Source organism: Neoaquamicrobium sediminum (assembly GCF_013240295.1).
In the GTDB taxonomy this organism is placed as follows: Bacteria; Pseudomonadota; Alphaproteobacteria; order Rhizobiales; family Rhizobiaceae; genus Aerobium; species Aerobium sediminum.
The window spans coordinates 1332392-1348612 of record NZ_JABETK010000001.1; the positions used below are offsets into that span (position 1 = coordinate 1332392).

General features: G+C 64.7%; 14 protein-coding genes and 2 pseudogenes. 4 read left to right on the top strand and 12 right to left on the bottom strand.

Annotated features, from left to right (window positions below):
* Together HK436_RS06390 and phnN are read left to right on the top strand one after the other, a co-directional pair.
* A pseudogene (locus tag HK436_RS06390) lies at positions 1–1141 on the top strand (alpha-D-ribose 1-methylphosphonate 5-triphosphate diphosphatase).
* On the top strand, positions 1138–1761 hold the full coding sequence (gene phnN, locus HK436_RS06395) for a phosphonate metabolism protein/1,5-bisphosphokinase (PRPP-forming) PhnN (protein WP_173188190.1): 624 nt from the start codon (positions 1138–1140) through the stop codon (positions 1759–1761). Before HK436_RS06390 ends, phnN begins: the two are co-directional and overlap by 4 nt.
* On the opposite strand, the gene HK436_RS06400 is transcribed toward phnN, so the two are convergent.
* The 5 genes from HK436_RS06400 to HK436_RS06415 form a co-directional block, all read right to left on the bottom strand.
* A complete protein-coding gene (locus tag HK436_RS06400) occupies positions 1714–2958 on the bottom strand; it encodes a sensor histidine kinase (protein WP_173189987.1) in 1245 nt (414 codons plus the stop codon). The two genes, phnN and HK436_RS06400, sit on opposite strands and share 48 nt — an antisense overlap.
* Before the next feature lie 7 nt (positions 2959–2965).
* A complete protein-coding gene (locus HK436_RS34095) occupies positions 2966–3055 on the bottom strand; it encodes a hypothetical protein (RefSeq protein WP_512770954.1) in 90 nt (29 codons plus the stop codon).
* Positions 3019–3663, bottom strand: coding sequence for a response regulator transcription factor (locus HK436_RS06405; protein WP_512770953.1), 645 nt, complete (start codon positions 3661–3663; stop codon positions 3019–3021). Before HK436_RS06405 ends, HK436_RS34095 begins: the two co-directional genes overlap by 37 nt.
* A gap of 38 nt (positions 3664–3701) precedes the next feature.
* On the bottom strand, positions 3702–4232 hold the full coding sequence (locus tag HK436_RS06410; protein ID WP_173188192.1) for a Spy/CpxP family protein refolding chaperone: 531 nt from the start codon (positions 4230–4232) through the stop codon (positions 3702–3704).
* A 133-nt stretch (positions 4233–4365) separates the two neighbouring features.
* Positions 4366–5346, bottom strand: a complete 981-nt coding sequence (locus HK436_RS06415) for an NAD(P)-dependent oxidoreductase (protein ID WP_173188193.1) — start codon at positions 5344–5346, stop codon at positions 4366–4368.
* 103 nt (positions 5347–5449) lie between these two features.
* On the opposite strand from HK436_RS06415, the gene HK436_RS06420 reads away from it, so the two are divergent.
* Positions 5450–6334 (top strand): LysR substrate-binding domain-containing protein, encoded by an 885-nt coding sequence (locus HK436_RS06420; RefSeq protein ID WP_173188195.1) that lies wholly within the window; start codon positions 5450–5452, stop codon positions 6332–6334.
* A 76-nt stretch (positions 6335–6410) separates the two neighbouring features.
* Positions 6411–7304, top strand: coding sequence for an alpha/beta hydrolase family protein (locus HK436_RS06425; protein WP_244648573.1), 894 nt, complete (start codon positions 6411–6413; stop codon positions 7302–7304).
* Here the strand turns inward: HK436_RS06425 and HK436_RS06430 are convergent.
* The 7 genes and pseudogenes from HK436_RS06430 to bglB form a co-directional block, all read right to left on the bottom strand.
* Complete coding sequence (locus HK436_RS06430; RefSeq protein ID WP_173188197.1) at positions 7286–8371, bottom strand: ABC transporter ATP-binding protein; 1086 nt, start codon at positions 8369–8371, stop codon at positions 7286–7288. The two genes, HK436_RS06425 and HK436_RS06430, sit on opposite strands and share 19 nt — an antisense overlap.
* An 8-nt stretch (positions 8372–8379) precedes the next feature.
* Positions 8380–9432 (bottom strand): carbohydrate ABC transporter permease, encoded by a 1053-nt coding sequence (locus HK436_RS06435; protein ID WP_173188199.1) that lies wholly within the window; start codon positions 9430–9432, stop codon positions 8380–8382.
* Positions 9432–10405, bottom strand: a pseudogene (locus tag HK436_RS06440) (carbohydrate ABC transporter permease). The gene HK436_RS06435 and the pseudogene HK436_RS06440 overlap by 1 nt, the downstream one beginning before the upstream one ends.
* A 62-nt stretch (positions 10406–10467) precedes the next feature.
* Positions 10468–11733, bottom strand: coding sequence for an ABC transporter substrate-binding protein (locus HK436_RS06445; protein ID WP_173188203.1), 1266 nt, complete (start codon positions 11731–11733; stop codon positions 10468–10470).
* Positions 11734–11770: 37 nt separating this feature from the next.
* Positions 11771–14308, bottom strand: coding sequence for a hypothetical protein (locus HK436_RS06450; protein WP_173188205.1), 2538 nt, complete (start codon positions 14306–14308; stop codon positions 11771–11773).
* Positions 14305–15078: a 5-dehydro-4-deoxy-D-glucuronate isomerase gene (gene kduI / locus HK436_RS06455; RefSeq protein WP_312860571.1), complete on the bottom strand. Its 774-nt coding sequence runs from the start codon at positions 15076–15078 to the stop codon at positions 14305–14307. The genes HK436_RS06450 and kduI overlap by 4 nt, the downstream gene beginning before the upstream one ends.
* Before the next feature lie 60 nt (positions 15079–15138).
* Positions 15139–16191 carry a beta-galactosidase BglB gene (gene bglB, locus HK436_RS06460; protein ID WP_244648815.1) on the bottom strand — a complete coding sequence of 351 codons (1053 nt, stop codon included), beginning with the start codon at positions 16189–16191 and terminating at the stop codon, positions 15139–15141.
* Positions 16192–16221 lie beyond the last annotated feature (30 nt).

The window sequence follows — 16221 nt, forward strand, 5'->3', positions numbered from 1 at the left end:
ATGCCTGCCGAAACGAGTTTCCGGAACGCCCGCATCGTCCTTGCCGACGAGATCATCGAAGGAGACCTCAACGTCGCGAATGGCGTTATCGCGGCGTTCGATGCAGGCAACAGCCAGGTTGGCGAAGATTTCGAAGGCGACTTCCTCGTACCCGGCCTCGTGGAACTGCATACCGATCATCTCGAAGGGCACTACGCGCCGCGCCCGGGTGTACGCTGGAACGCCGTTGCGGCGGTGCAGGCACACGATGCCCAGATCGCCGCCTCGGGCATCACCACGGTCTTCGATTGCCTGCGCATGGGGTCTGAGGGCACCGACGGCTTCGCCAAGGGCGAGATGCGGGAGCTTGCAGACGCCATCGACCAGGCGCAGCGGGAAGACCGGTTGCGCGCGGAACACTTCATCCACCTGCGTTGCGAGGTCTCGACGCCGGACGTGCTGAGCGATTTCGAGTCGTTCCGCGCCGAGGGTCGAGTGCGGCTCGCCTCGCTGATGGACCATGCGCCGGGCCAGCGGCAGTTCCAGACGATGGGCCAGTATGAACTCTACTACAAGACGAAACGCGGCCTGAGCGACGAAGCGTTCGCGCGGTACGTGGCGATGCGCCAGGAGCAGTCGGCGCGTTTCTCCGCACCGCACCGCAAGGCAATCGCCGAGCATTGCCGCGCCAACGGCGTCACCCTTGCAAGCCATGACGACGCCACGCTCGACCATGTGGGCGAAGCGCTTGATGACGGCGTCAGGCTCGCGGAGTTCCCGACCTCGCTGGACGCCGCCGCGCGCGTCGCATGAGGCCGGCATGAGCGTGCTGATGGGTGCGCCCAACATCGTTCGCGGCGGATCACATTCCGGCAACATCGCCGCGCGCGACCTCGCCGAGGCGGGGCTGCTCGACGTGCTCTCCTCCGACTACGTTCCGTCAAGCCTACTGCATGGCGCCTTCAAGCTCGCCGAGGATGTCGAAACAATCAGCCTTCCAAAGGCGCTGGCGCTGGTAACGCGGCGGCCGGCTGAAACGGTTGGCTTGAGCGACCGCGGCGAGATCGCGCCGGGCAAGCGCGCCGACCTGCTGCGCGTGCGCTGGCACGGCGGCGTGCCGGTGGTGCGCGGTGTCTGGCGCGAGGGCAGGCGCGTCGCATGAACGAAGAGCCGCTCGGCTCGGGCGTCTTCATTCCGGTGATCGGCCCCAGCGGTGCCGGCAAGGATTCACTCATCGCCCGCGCCCGGCAGCATCTCGACAGTCGACCCGGCTTTCTGTTCGCGCGGCGGATCGTGACGCGCCCCAGCAGCCCCGACGCCGAAGACCACGACACGCTGGACACCGCCTCCTTCGCCGAAGCCGAGGCCGCCGGCGCGTTCGCCCTTGCATGGCGCTCGCATGGCCTGTCGTATGGCATTCCGGTGAGCATCGATGAGACCATCCTCGACGGCGGCGTGGTCGTGGCCAACGTCTCGCGTGGCGTGGTCGCGGCGATCCGCCGGCGTTACCGGAACACGTTGCCGGTGCTGGTCACCGTTTCTAGGGACGTGCTGGCCGCACGCCTGGCGACACGCGGGCGTGAGACAGCCGAGGAAATTGCGAGCCGCATTCGTCGCAACGACGAATACGGAACACTCGACGCGGATTGCCGTGTAATCGACAACAGCGGCGCGCTGGAACACGCCGCCGCGCGGTTCATCCAGATCCTCGAGGCGGCGCGGGAGCGCGACCTGCTAGTCCGCAGCGGGAAACGAGACCGTGAAACGGGTGCCCCCGCCTGACGGCCGTTCATGGCGGACGGTGGCGCCGTGGCGCTCGGCAATCTGCCGCACCAAAGCCAGACCGAGACCCCATCCGCCCGCCGCTTCGGCGCGACCTGTCGGGCGGTAGAATGGCTCGAACACCCGTTCCCCTTCGCCGTCGGCGATGCCTTCGCCATGGTCTCGCACCGAGAGTTCCACCGTTGCGCCTACCTTGCGCACTTGCGCGTCGAACGGCGCAGCGCCGTGGCGCTGGGCATTCTGCATGAGGTTGCGCACCAGCCGTGCGAGAAGCCGGGGATCGCCTTTGACCGTCGCAGCATCCCCGGTCACGCCGATGCCGTTCCGCGCTCCTTCTTCCGCCGCCAGCGCAAGCAGGTCGACGCTTTGCGACAGGTCGACCGGCTGATTGTGATCGAGCCGGCTCGACAGCAGGATTTCCTCGACCAGTTCGTCCAGCTCGGCAAGGTTGCGGACAATCTCTTCCTTGCGCGCTTCTCCCGGCTGCTGCTCGTAGAGATCGATCGCCATCCGAAGCCGCGCCAGCGGCGACCGCAATTCATGGCTGGCATTGGCAAGCAGCGAACGGTGCGCAGCGATCAGCTTTTCGATTCGCTCCGCCGCCCTGTTGAAGGTGGCGGATACCGCCGCGACCTCATCCTTGCCCTTGACCGGCACGCGCAGCGCCAGATCGCCCTGGCCCCACGCCTCGACACCATGGCGCAGGCGCTCCAGACGCCGCGTCAGATGCCGCACGATCGGCCACGCGGCGATGGCCGTGACACCTGCGATCAATGCCAGCCAGACCAGGGCATTGGTACGGGATGGGCCGAACGGGATGCCGACCCGCGCCGCAAGCACTCGACCGTCCGGCAGGCGGGTGACGAAATGACGGAGCTTGCCTTTGCGATAGGACTGCCAGGAGTGCTCACGAGGAAACGCCAACGGTTCTCCAACCGTGGCGATGGTGTCGCCATCACTCTCGAACAGGGCGATGTCGGCCTTGAACGCCTCGCCCAGGCGGCGCACGACGATCCGGGTTTCTGCCGGGTCGGCTTCGGCCGGCAGCAATGCGGCCAACACGGCGTCGCGCCGCCCGCTCCAGCCGCGCTCGTCCTCGTCGTCACTGAAATGCACGAACATGCCGCTTGCCAGAGCCAGGACAACCAGGCTCGCCAGCAAGGTCAGGTACACTTTCAGAAACAGGCTGTGACGCATGACCCGCCTACCCATCGTCATCCTGCCTGCGCGCGAAGACGTAACCGGCGCCACGGACGGTCACGATGCGGCGCGGACTTTTCGGATCGTCCTCGATCGCTGCCCGGATGCGCGAAATGTGGACATCGATCGAGGGTCGAAGACATCGAATGCCTGCCCCTTCAACTGGTCCACGAGCTGCTCGCGGGTGAGCGTGCGCCCGGCATTTTCGGCGAGTACGACGAGAAGGTCGAACTGATGACCGGTCATCACGCAGTCGCGCCCGTCGACGCGCGCCATGCGCGAGGCCGGATCGATCTCCAGCCTGCCGAAGCGCAGGACCTTGCCCGCAGGCACCGCACCGGTCCGGCGGCGCAGGATCGCCCGGATGCGCGCAAGAAGCTCGCGCGGATTGAACGGCTTGGGCAAATAATCGTCGGCCCCAAGTTCCAGCCCGACGATGCGATCCGTCTCGTCGCCCTTCGCGGTGAGCATCAGGATAGGCACGTCGGAAACCGCGCGGATGCGCCGGCATGTCTCGAACCCGTCGAAATCGGGCAGCATCACGTCGAGGATCACCGCGTCCGGCGGGTCGCGCGTGAGCTGAGCGAGACCGGCACCGGCCGTCGGGGCGGAACGCACGGAAAACCCGTTGCCGGTCAGGTAATCGGACAGCATGGCGGAGAGCCGTGTGTCGTCATCGACGATCAGAATCTCGTCCGCCATGCTTGGTGCTGTCTCCGGTTCGGCCTTGCTGGCCGATCCTACCACCGGCGGCCGAACCTGCGCTCCTCAAAATTCGCGATCAGCTTGGCGCGCTGCTCTGGCGTCAGTACTTCCGCGGCCTCGATCAGTGCGGCGGTCATCTTCCGCGACGCGTCGTCGAGCATCGCGATGCGTTCTGCGCGCAGCGTCTCGGCGGCCTCACGATCAAGCGTCGCGGCGCCGATGAGTTCGGCCACGGCTTCGCGCGTGCCGCGGAAATCTCGCATCATCGGGCGCAATTCGGCACGCGCCTCGTCGATGATCGCCCAGATCTTTTCTTCCTGTTCGGGCGTGACGTCGACCGCATCGAGTGCGCGGGCGAAGCCATGACCGGCGAAGCCCATACCATGGTTCATGCCGGCCTTGACGACGTAGTGACCCATTCCATCGGCGACGCCCGTGGCAGTCGCCACGCCGATGCCTCCGGCTGCAACAGCGGCAATGCCGCCCGCGACCATCAGGCCGCGCGCGAAGCGCCTGCCCTTCGATGCCGGTTCGATAATCTCGATCTTGTGCTCGTCACGTTCCATCGTCCGTTCCTTCCGTTGAGTGTCCGCGGCAGCGGCGGCACGGACAACCTAGACCGGGACTGTTTCCGCCGTTGCCGGGGTTCGTGAAGAAATGTAAAGCGCCATGGCGGTTACGCGGCCCGCCTGATCGCTGTCAGCCACAATTGTCGTCGCGCTTGCGCGAGGCGACCACGCGGTAAAGGCCCGCAATATCGTCGCCGCCGAACCCGCAGGCGATGCGATGGGCCATCAATGCCCGCATCGGCACGATCAGGCCCGAGTCCACGCCCTGGGCATGCGACGTCGCGATGATGTTTTCGACCGCCACCGCCTGCATGGCCAGATTGGAACCGTCGGCAGCGACGTAGTTCCGCGCATCGATCTGGCGGGCAATGTCCGGCAGCACCCCCGTCATTGCATTCAGCCACGGCACGAGCATCACGGTGAACCGCCCCGCTTCGACCTTTTCGCTGCCTGCGAGTGCCGTGGCATGGAGGAAGCCTCCGAACAAGCCGTACATGGCCGAAAGCAGCGCCAGATCGTAAAGTGGCGCGAGGCCTGCATCCGGACCAAGAAACTGCGCAGCCCCCAGAATCTCCAGCGTCTGACGATAGTCGTCGAACGCTTCTGCGGTGCCGCTGTAGAGAATGAATGCGTCGCGGCTACCGATCATCGGCGGTACCGCCATGATGCCGCCGTCGATGTAGCTCGCGCCTTGATCTTCGACCCAGGCCGCGATGTCGCGTGCGTCCTGCGGGGTGCCGTTGGTGAGATTGACGATCGTCCGCCCCGCCAGTTGATCCACCGCGCCCGACAGCACATCGCGAACGGCGGCATAGTCGAGAAGGCAGATTACGACCAAAGGTGCTGCGCCAATCGCCTCGGCGGCTGAACCGGCGATACCGGCACCGCGACCGGCCAACGGGGCGGCCTTTTCGGCAGAGCGGTTCCAAACCGTGACTCTTCGCCCGGCCCCGAGGAGGGCTTCTGCGAGCGCCGCGCCCATCGCGCCAAGGCCGAGCACTGAAATCCCGTGCCCTGACCTGCCGTGACCTTGGCCCGGTCCAGTATCAGCAGGCTTCGGATCTGGCCGATTGGGCGTTGCGGTCGAATGGTCGTCATGCGGTTCAAACATCGTCCGGTTCCTGAAAGATTGTCGTAGTCCGCAAGATGCTTTTGTGGACGATAGAGCGCCAGTCCGCTATTCATGGACCAACCGTGCATATTCGTGGACGCCGATGCTCAATCTCAACGATCTCCATCTGTTTGTGCGTGTCGTCGACCACGGCAGCTTCGCCGCGGCGGGGCGTGCGCTGGGCCTGCCGAAATCGACGCTGTCCAAGCGGGTGGGCGAGCTGGAAAGGAGCCTCGGCGTCAGGCTCATTCAGCGCACCTCGCGCTCGTTCACGGTGACCGAACTCGGGCAAGACCTCTATCGGCACGCGGCGGCAATGGTGATCGAGGCGGAAACAGCGGAAGGGCTGGTGCGCGGGCGGATGGCCGAGCCGAGCGGAACCGTGCGCATCACCGCCTCGGTGCCGACGGCGCAGATTTCTCTCGCTCCCGTGCTGCCGGGTCTAGCGCGGGCCTACCCGCGGATCACGGTCCTCGCCTCGGCCACAGACCGGTTTGTCGACATCGTGCAGGAAGGCTTCGACATCGCGTTGCGCTCGCATTTTTCGCCATTACCGGATTCCGGCCTGGTGCAGCGGAAGCTCGGGACCGATCCGGGATGGCTGGTCGCTTCGCCTGCCTATCTCGACGCGCGTGGCAGACCGGGAACTCCGGACGAGATCAGCCGACATGACGGGCTGCTTACAGCCCCTTCCCAACCCTCATGGCAGCTCGAAGGCGATGACGGGGCGGCGGAGGCCGTGCCGCAGGCACGTTTCTTCGCAGACGAATCGATGATCCTCCTGGAAGCCGCAGCGGCCGGTCTCGGCATCGCATGCCTGCCGACCAAGCTTTGCCGGCAGAGCGTCGAGCAAGGTCGGCTGGAACGCGTACTGCCGCGCTGGAGTACGCCGGGCGTCACCACGACACTGCTGATGCCGCACCGGCGCGGCCAGTTGCCTTCCGTGCGTGCCGTCGCGGATTTCCTCATCGAGAAGCTCACAATGTGAGTTCGGCCCTACGTTTTCAGTCGCCCGCAGCGGTCGCGCGTGGTTGAATCGTCAGGACCACGCGGGAGGCATTGGCTTGGCTGATAGAGACACGTTGAGGCGATCGTTCGAGATCGGACGGCATGGATTGCGCGAGGTGTCGCGGGAGACATCAGAGGCGGACGGATATATCGTCGAACGCGTCGGATTCGAGACGCATGCCGGTGAAGCGGTGCGCGGACTTGTGACGCGGCCACTGGACGCTGTGCGCGCGCCAGCCATCCTCTATCTCCACGCCCATGGCGGGCGCTACGGCATCGGCTCGAACGAGTTGCTGGACGGGCGGCCTGCCCTGCAATCACCGCTCGGCCCGGTGCTGGCGGCCATGGGTTTCGTGACGCTGGCCATCGACATGCCGTGCTTCGGCGAGCGCGCGACCGTCACCGAAAGCGCACTATCGAAAGCGCTGCTGTGGCAGGGCAAGTCGCTGGCCGGCCAGATGCTTGGCGAGCAGGCGGCCGCGCTCGACTGGCTGGCCGCCCGCGAAGATGTGGACGCGCGGCGCGTCGGCGCATTCGGCATCTCGATGGGCGCGACCTTCGGCTACTGGCTAGCCGCCGTGGATCCGCGCATCGCCTGCGTGGCGCATCTGTGCTGCTATGCCGATTTCGGCGCGCTGATCGAGAGCGGAGCGCACGACCTGCACGGCATCTACCTGACAATCCCCGGCCTGCTGCGACAGGCGTCCAATGGCGAGATCGCCGGGCTGGTTTCGCCCCGCCCGCAACTAATCTGCATCGGCGACCAGGACCCGCTGACGCCGCCGGCGGCAGTTGACATCGCGCTGGTGCAAACTCGTGCTGCCTATGCCGCCGCCGGTGCTTCCGACAGATTGAGCCTGCACCGCGAACCAGAAACAGGGCATCGCGAGAGCCCGGCTATGCGCGCGGCGGCCCTTGCCTTCTTCGCCGATCAGTTCGCGGCCGGCTGAAGCCTGACGCCATCCTTGTCAAAAAGATGAAGGTCAGCCGAAACGAGGCCGAAACGGGCAGTTTCCCCCGCCGCGACGTCATGCTGGCCCGACAGAACTGCGAGCAGGCTCTGCCCGCCCGCCGTGCGCGTGTGAACCACCGTCTCGGAGCCCAGGGCCTCGACCAGCGACACTTCGGCCGTCATGCCCTCGCCACCGTCCACCAGCCGTAGCTGATGCGGGCGAAGCCCTAGCGTTATTTCGTCGCCAGCCGAAGCCGCAACCGCTTCCACCTCGAGCGAACCGGCGCCTTCGAGGTCTAGCCGCGTGCGACCGTCTTTCGTGCCGCCTATTTTTGCCGGCAAAAAATTCATGCGCGGCGCGCCGATGAAACCAGCGACGAACAGGTTGGCCGGACGGTTATAAAGCTCCAGCGGGGTGCCGACCTGCTCGATGCGGCCTGCGCGCAGGACAACGATGCGGTCGGCAAGCGTCATCGCCTCGGTCTGGTCGTGGGTGACGTAGATCATCGTCGCCGACAAACGCTCATGCAGCGCAGCAAGCTCGGCTCGCGTGGAGATGCGCAGTTCGGCATCGAGGTTGGACAGCGGTTCGTCGAGCAAGAATGCGGTCGGGTTGCGCACGATGGCGCGGCCGATGGCGACACGCTGGCGCTGGCCACCGGAGAGCTGGCCGGGACGGCGGTCGAGATAGGGAGCGATTTCGAGCATGCGGGCTGCTTCCGCGATGCGCTGATCGATCTCCGCGCGCGGCATACGGGCGTTCTCAAGCCCGAAGGCGAGGTTCTGGCGCACGCTCATATGCGGATAAAGCGCGTAGGACTGGAACACCATTGCCAGTCCGCGATCGGCCGCCGCCACACGGGTGACGTCCTCATCGTTGATCGCGATGGTGCCTTTGGTGGGCCGATCGAGCCCGGCGATCAGACGCAAAAGGGTCGACTTTCCACAACCGGACGGACCGACGAAGACGACCAGTTCGCCGTCGCGAATGTCGAGATCGATGTCGTGCAGCACCTGCACCTGCCCGAAGGATCTCGATACGCCGGTTAGGGTGATACGGCTCATGAGCCCTCCTACTTCAGGCCGGCGCCGGCGATGCCGGTGGTGATAAAGCGCTGCAGGAAGATGAACACCAGTACGACCGGGATCATCGTCACCACCGTCATGGCGAGAATGAAGTGCCATTGGACGTTGAGTTCGCCCGCATAGGTGTTGAGGCCGACCTGCAGCGTGTAAAGCTCGCGCCGCGACAGCACGATCAGCGGCCAAAGGAAATCGTTCCAGCGCCAGACCACCGAGAAGATGGCGAGCACCGCCAGCGCCGGTGCGGTCAGCGGCAGCACGATGCGCCAGTAGATCTGCCATTCTGAGGCCTTGTCCATGCGCGCCGCATCGATCAGCTCGTCCGGAATGGTGAGCATGTATTGCCGCAGCATGAACACGCCGGTCGGCGTCGCCACCGTCGGCAAGATGACGCCCCAGAGCGAGTTGAACAGGCCCATCGCCGAGATGACCGAATAGAGCGGCACGATGATGACGGAGAGCGGCACCATCAGCGTGGCCACGATCAGCATCATCACCGTCGAGCGTCCGCGAAACTGATATTTCGACAGGGCAAAGGCCGCCATCGAATTGGTCAACAGCGTGATGATCGTCGCCATCACCGTCACGAACACCGAATTCCAGAGATAGCGGAGGAAGTCGTTTGCCACGAGCGGCTCGACGTAGTTTTCGGTCGCGAAGGAGACCGTGCGCCTGGGTGTCCTGTCCTGGATATTGACCTTGATGATCTCTCCCGGATTGGCGGGATCGACCATCTGCGCGACGATGCCGATGCGCCGCACCTCGGCCAGCACGCGCGCATCGCCGTTCTCGTCCGTCACTTCGTAGAGCGGCAGCGGATTATCGTAACCCTCCACTTGGATAAGCTCGGTGACATAGGGCAGCAGCGTGGGTGGAAATTCCGCCAGCGCGGCCGGTGTCTTGAAGGAGGAGTTCACCAGCCAGGCGGCCGGGCCGAACATCAGGATGAAGCCGCCGATCAGCCAGAACCAGGTGAAGACGTCGGTCCAGTCCCAGCGGGTGCCGCCCCGCCGGCGGAGAAGGAAGCTCGAGACCCTGCTCATCACTTGCCTCCCCGCCTGTCGTTGCGACGCACGATGCCGAGCTGGAACAACGTCAGCACGATCAGCACCAGCCCCATGAGGATCGAGGCGGCGGAAGCCAGGCCGGGATTGCGCAGATGCGAGGCGAAACCGACCTCGTAAATGTATTGGGTAAGAAACAGCGTACTTGTTCCCGGCCCGCCGCCCGTCAGCACGTAGACCTCGTCGAATATCTGCACGGCGCGGATCAATGTCAGCACCAGCACGACAAGCAGGTTCGGCATCAGCAATGGCAGGGTGATGCGCCAGAACACGCGGCCCGGCTTGGTGCCGTCCATCTCGGCGGCTTCATAGAGTTCCTTGGGGATGGCCTGCAGCCCGGCAAGCAGAATGAGCGCATAGAAGCCCACATGCGCCCACACCGATACGCCGACGGCCGCCGCGAAGGCCCAGTTGCGTTCAACCAGCCAGTTGACCGGCTCGAAGCCCAGTTCGTAGAGGCCGAAATTCAGCAGACCCTGCCGCTGCAGGATCCAGCGCCAGATCAGGCCCACCACCACCGGCGACAGCAGCACCGGAAAGAAGAAGACGGCGCGCCAGAAGCTGCGCGCCTTGAGGTCGCGATTGAGCACCAGCGCGGTGACCAGCGCCACGCCGACCATCAGCGAGACCTGCAGGACGACGAAGGCCGAAGTGTTCCAGACCGCAGTCCAGAACAGGTCTTCGCGACAGGTCTGCCGGTCGAGATAGTTGCCGCAGTCGAAAAGGCGCTCATACTGGTCCAGCCCGACGAATTCGCGGTTGGTCAGGAACAGCGCGTTTCCGCCGGTCATGGAATAGGCGATATTGACGGCAAGCGGAAACAGCACGAACACGCCGAAGATCAGCATGTTCGGGGCGAGGAAGAAGGCGGCCATCGCATTGGTGCCGCCAAGCTTTGCAGGCCGCGCAACGGCGGGTCGAAGACACGCGCAAGCAGGGCCACCGGCGCCATAACGATGGCGCCGGCCCTGCGTGCGATGCTCGTGTTGGCTTGCGCCGTCACGCTAGCTCTCGCTATTTCGACGCTTCGGCGACCTGCGCCTTGATGTCTTCGTCGATGCGGGTGAAGGCGTCGTCGATCGACAGTTCGCCCGCCATCGCCTGGCTGATGCGTGTCACCAATGCGCCGTAGACCGGCGTACCCCACTTCCAGGCCGGCAGCGCGTTGGCGTTTTCATGCACCTGGCCAGTTGCCTTCACGAAAGCGTTCAGCGCCGCCTTGACGTTCGGATCGTCGCTCTGGAAGTCGATCTCGCCGGCGATGACGCCCTTGTGAGCCGGCAGGAACAGCGTGCGCTCGGTGAACTCGCGCACGACGTCCTCGCTGGCGAGGTAGTCCATCACCTTTCCGACTTCCTCAGGATTCTTGGTGTATTTGATCCCGACGAGCGCGGCACCACCGGGCAGGCCGGAGCAGGCAACCGTGCCGCAGGGCGAGCCGGTCGCCACCCAATCGAACGCATCGCCGATCTTCGTCGACAGGTTGGCGACCTGCCAGCTACCCGAATAGTAGTAGGCTATCTGGGCGTTGATGAAGTCGTCGGCTGCCGCCCGGTACGTCGTACCGGCAGCGGACACCCAGACGTCCTTGTTCATGCGGCCGCTTTCGGTCCACTCGACCAGCTTGCGCGCAAAAGTCTTGGTGCCTTCATCGACCGGGGCCGGAAGCCGGTCTGGCCCAATATAGTTGGCACCGTAGGACACGTTGGGCGCCGATATGCGGTGGCCGCTTCGGTCGATTGCGAAGGCCGCGTTGAGCTGCTGGCTGTCCTGCACCTTGCCGGCCGCCTCGACCCACTCGTCCCATGTCGCTTCCGCTCCGGGGATCTCGACGCCCGCCTGCTCGAACAGCGTCTTGTTGGCAAAACCGCCGGTCAGGGTTAGCTGAGTCATGAAGCCCGGGATGATCTCGGAGCCATCCGGCCGCATCCAGTCGAACTGAGCGCCGAGGTTGGTGCGCCAGTATTCGGGGTCCGCCAGATAGGGCGTCAGGTCGAGCCAGTGATCGGCCAGCGTCTTGATATTGGTGACACGGGCGATGTCGGGGCCACGACCCGCTTCCAGCTCGATCGGAAGCTGTTCCTGGATCACCTGATAGGCGACGTTGTCCAGGATGACGTTGATGTCGGGGTTTTGCTCCATAAAGCGGTTGAGCAGGTCCTGGATGACCTCGCCTTCCACGCCGTCAGAATACCACATGACGCGCACGTCGCCGGCAAATGCGACCGTCGACGACATAAGGCCTGCCGTCAGGGCCAGCACAATCTTTCTGATCTGCATCGTAGTCTCCTCCTTTGGTGCGGCTCCCTATCCGCGTTTACTTGTCTATCGCTGCGCCCGGCAGCGCGCCGGCCTCATGGAAGGCGGCTTCTCCCTTAACAGTCCATTCTGCCGGGTCGACGATCCGGCCCTCCGCCCCCACCCGTCCATCCCGATGGAATCGGACCTCACCATACTCCGGATCGTCAACCAGCAGCAGGCCGTCGGTTTCACGACGAAGCTGCAAAGTGGAAAAGCGTTTTCCGAAGGTCTCGAGCGCGCCATGCCTGCCTACATCTCCCAGCCGCACGATCCATACTGTCTCGCGGCCGGCCGCGCGCAGTTCGTTGCCGGCAGTCGGTCCGCTCTCGACGATGTGCAGCCCAGTGTCGGTTTTCAATTGGAGCAGGCCGTCGCCGCCGCGCGCAAGCGCGCGCCCGCCATCCACCCACGCCTCGTCGAACGCGGCTTGGGGAAACCAGGCATGGGTGAAATCCGGCTGTTCGGCTGCGCAATCGAAAAGCACCACGGCGAGGCCACGATATTGCTGTACACGCGGCAAGGTTCCCGAACCGCCCCAGTAGGAGGGCCGGCCATAACCGGAATGGATCGTCTCCCCAGGATGGTTGATCCAGACCTGGGCGTCCGGGTTGCCGCCCATCCGCAGATGCAGCACCGTTTCCTGATAGCCCCACTCGTTCCAGCGATAGGCCGCCGCCGTGCCCATGGCCCATGCGCTGGTCTTGTAGTGGTAGAGTTTGGCGATGCGATCCTGACCCTGCGCAAAACACCATTCCTGAGCACCCTCGCGCTCGAAACACGCGATGTTAGAAAGGGCCTCCGGAACGACCAGACCATAATCGCGGATGCAGAGCGCCAGTTGCGGCAACGCATGGAAACGCATGCCGTAATTGCCGTGGCCCCACAGCATGCGCGCGATGCCCGAAAGTTCCAGCGAACGCGCGGCGCGCAACGTGTGCTCGTAAGATCGGCCCTGGGCGCCGGTCAGCACGCCGCGATGCGCCGAGCGCGCGACGATTTCCAGAAGACGCAGGATCGCCGCGCCGGCGCGGCGGCGAACGTCCTCATCTGGCGCGAGCGCGTAGAGGATCGTCAGGCCCTTCAGATCGATGGGGAAATAAGGAGCCGAATTGAACTCGGCCATTTCCCACCGTTCGAAATGGTCGAGCCAGGCACGCACGCGCGAAAGACCGACCGCCGATTGCTCCACCCCCGTGCGCCCTGAACGAACGAAGCGCTCAGACTGCATCATGTGGCCGGCAAGATAGGCTGCCGTGTGGAAGAGAAGCGCGTGGTTTTCGGAAAAATACCACTGAACGTCGTTGCCCGGCTCGTCCATCCAGTAGCGATAGCCAAGGATGGCGCTATCGATGCGGCCGCGAAGGTCGTCCGACATTTGGTCGGCAAATGAATGACGGCACCACAGAAGCGGTACGAGAATGAAATCGGCGCAGTCGTGACAATCCTCGATCGCGGGCAGGGCTGCCGCGATCATCGCTTCGGTTTCGGGCCCGTCTCGTCCCGTCGCAAGGCGCGCGAGCGCCCGAACCGTGTCGGCCTCCGCTCGCTCGGCCACCTCGTCCAGCGCCTCGTCGACCCGATCCGACAGCGCGGCTGGCGCTGCGCCTTGCCGGTCTGCATGGCAAATCTCTACACCGAAAACCCGTGACGCGCTGAACCCGCCGACGGAAAGCGCGACGGTGAAATGGCGGAAATCTGCGGGCAATTCGTCCGTCCCGGCGACGGCCAGCCGTGTCTCGCCTGCCTCCATGCGGCGCGCGAACGACACCGGTTCCTCGATCGACATGAAGTCACCTTCGACGGTGATCGAGACGTCCGCTGCCACCGGCAGAGACGCGGGAGTTATCAACGCCACCTCGCCACCCGTGTAGGTGGGGCGCTCGAAATGCATCGTTGCCAGCGCATGTTCGATGGCCGCGGCGAGCGTACCTTCGACGGCGACAGGCAGGGCCTGTTCGGCCGCCGGACCTTGCAGATAGTCGAGCTGGAAATAATAGCGTGCATCGCGCTCGGCCAGATCGTCGAACCAGATGCGGATCTCGTTGTCGCCGGCAACGAGGTCGGCCTCGAAATCGGCTTCGGCCTCCAGGTTGCGGCCGTAGGGCGCCATCCAGCCGATTTCCGTTCCGTTGACGAAAAGAACCGCCCCACCGCAGGTGCGCAGGCGCAGCCGGGCGCGGCCGGGAGTGGAAGCCGCAAGCGCCGTGCACGCCCATGTGCCGATTACGGTGGGGCGGAACCAGAAACCTGAAAGATCGACACGCGGCGAACCGAACGGAAGCCAGGTGCGCGCCGCGTCGAACGCTCCGACGGGAAGCGGACGTGTGCCACGGCGCTCGGCCGCGAATTGCGTGCGGCAGGGATATTCGTGCGGGATGAAGTTCTTGTGCTTGGTCAGGAAGAAGAAGGGGTCCATCTCCCCCTTCATGGGTTGGTCGGGCACGTCATAGCGCTGCTCGGCCGTATTGCCGAGCTGCCAGTAGACAACAGGGGACCCGGCCTCGAGCGGCCGGCGCAGGGCAAAATCGCCTCTGACTTGCCCCGGTGCGTTCATCGCAGCGTCTCCACGGGGACCGGATTGACGTCGTTGTAGGCCTGGTTCTCTCCGGTCATGCCCCAAACGAACGCATAGGGGCCGGTGCCACTACCCATGTGAATCGACCAGGCCGGCGAAATCACGCAGTCGCCATTGGCAACGATGAGATGGCGCGTGTTGTCGGGCCGGCCCATCAGATGGATGACGCGGTCTTCCGACGCCATGTCGAAATAAAGATAGGCTTCCATACGCCGCTCGTGCAGGTGCGGGGGCATGGTGTTCCAGACGCTGCCGGGCGCGAGGTCGGTGATGCCCATGAGAAGCAGGCAGGAGGGTGCGACCTCCGGATGGATATACATTGCCAGGCACCGCTTGTTGGCGCGCTTCTCGTCGCCCAGTTCCAGTGGCTTGGCCTCTTCCTTGCGGATCAGGCGATGCTCGATGTCGGCGCCAGCGGGAACCGAGTTCATGTAGAACCATGCAGGCTGCGCCGAATCGGCGCTTTCCAGCACCACTTCCTGCGCGCCGCGACCGACATAGACGATGTCGCGGTTGCCGACCTCGAAGCGCTTGCCGTCGATCGTGACGGCGCCGTTGCTGCCGAGATTGGCAATGCCCATTTCGCGGGCGGTGAAGAAGAGCGGCGTGCCGACTTCGGCACCGTCGCCGAAGGAAATCGGCGCATCACGCGGCACGGCGCCGCCGACGATCATGCGGTCCACATGGGTATAGGCGAAGGCGATCTCGCCCGGAACAAACAGATTTTCGATCAGGAATTCGGCACGCAGCCGCTCCGTTCAGCCAGCCATCGATGTCACCGGGACCGGCGCCGTAGAGTACCCGCATGTTCATGCCGCCCTGCCTTCTTTCTCTGCTTCGTAATGGATGACACCCTCCGTCAGACAGAGAATCGCCAGCGCCTGCCCGTAGCCCGTCGGCTGGATCGGGATGTCGCGATAGAACTGAAGATCATGCCCCATGCGCGTGCCATAGGACACGTTGCCGAGCACGCCATCGTCGTCAATGTTGGAGAGGACCGCGCCTAGCGCACGCAGTCCCGCCTCACCGCAGCCGCGCGGGCCGAGACCAAGTCGCGCCGCCTTGAGCAGGCCATAGCCGAAACCCGCTGTTGCCGACATCTCCTCGTAGGACGAGGCGTCGTCCAGCAAGGTGCGCCACGCCCCGGAAGGCGCCTGCACGTTCAGCAGCGCCTCGATCTGGGTGGTCAGGACGCCGAGCAAATAGGAGCGGACGGGCTCGTCGATGCCGCCGAGTTCGATCAAGTCGAGAATGCCGACCGTAATCCAGGCATTACCCCGCGCCCACAACGCGCGGGCGAAATTGTGCCGCCCGGCAAACGTCCAGCCGTGGAACCAGAGTCCGCTATGCGGGTCGGCCAGATAGCGCGCATGGATTAGAAACTGACGCTGCGCCTCGACCACCAGATGGGGCTTGCCGGCCGCATGGCCATAGGAAGCCAGGAAAAGAGCGACCATGAAAAGCGTGTCGTCCCACAGCTCATCATCGTTGATCCTGTCGGAGACGTCGTGCTGGAAACCCGCTTCCGGCGTGCGCGGCAGGCGGCTCACCACCTCGTCCGCCCAGGCGGCCAGCGGCTCTTCCCATCGCGGGTCGCGGGTCTCGCGCCACAGCACGGACAACGCCAGCATAGGCGCGGTCGTATTGACGTTGAGAGGCGGCAGGCCTCGCTCGATCTGCCTTGAATACCAGTCCTCGACGATGGAGCGCAGCGCAGGGTCCTGCGTATGCATCCACAGGCGCACGATGCCGTAGAGCCCTACCCCTTGAGGCCATTCCCACGAATTGAAGGAGATGTAATCGCCGGCGGTACCGTCGAGATTCGGCTCGTCGAAGCGCCCATCGTGGCGCAGCGCCGTCATGCCGCCCACCAGGCGCTCCAGATGCGAACG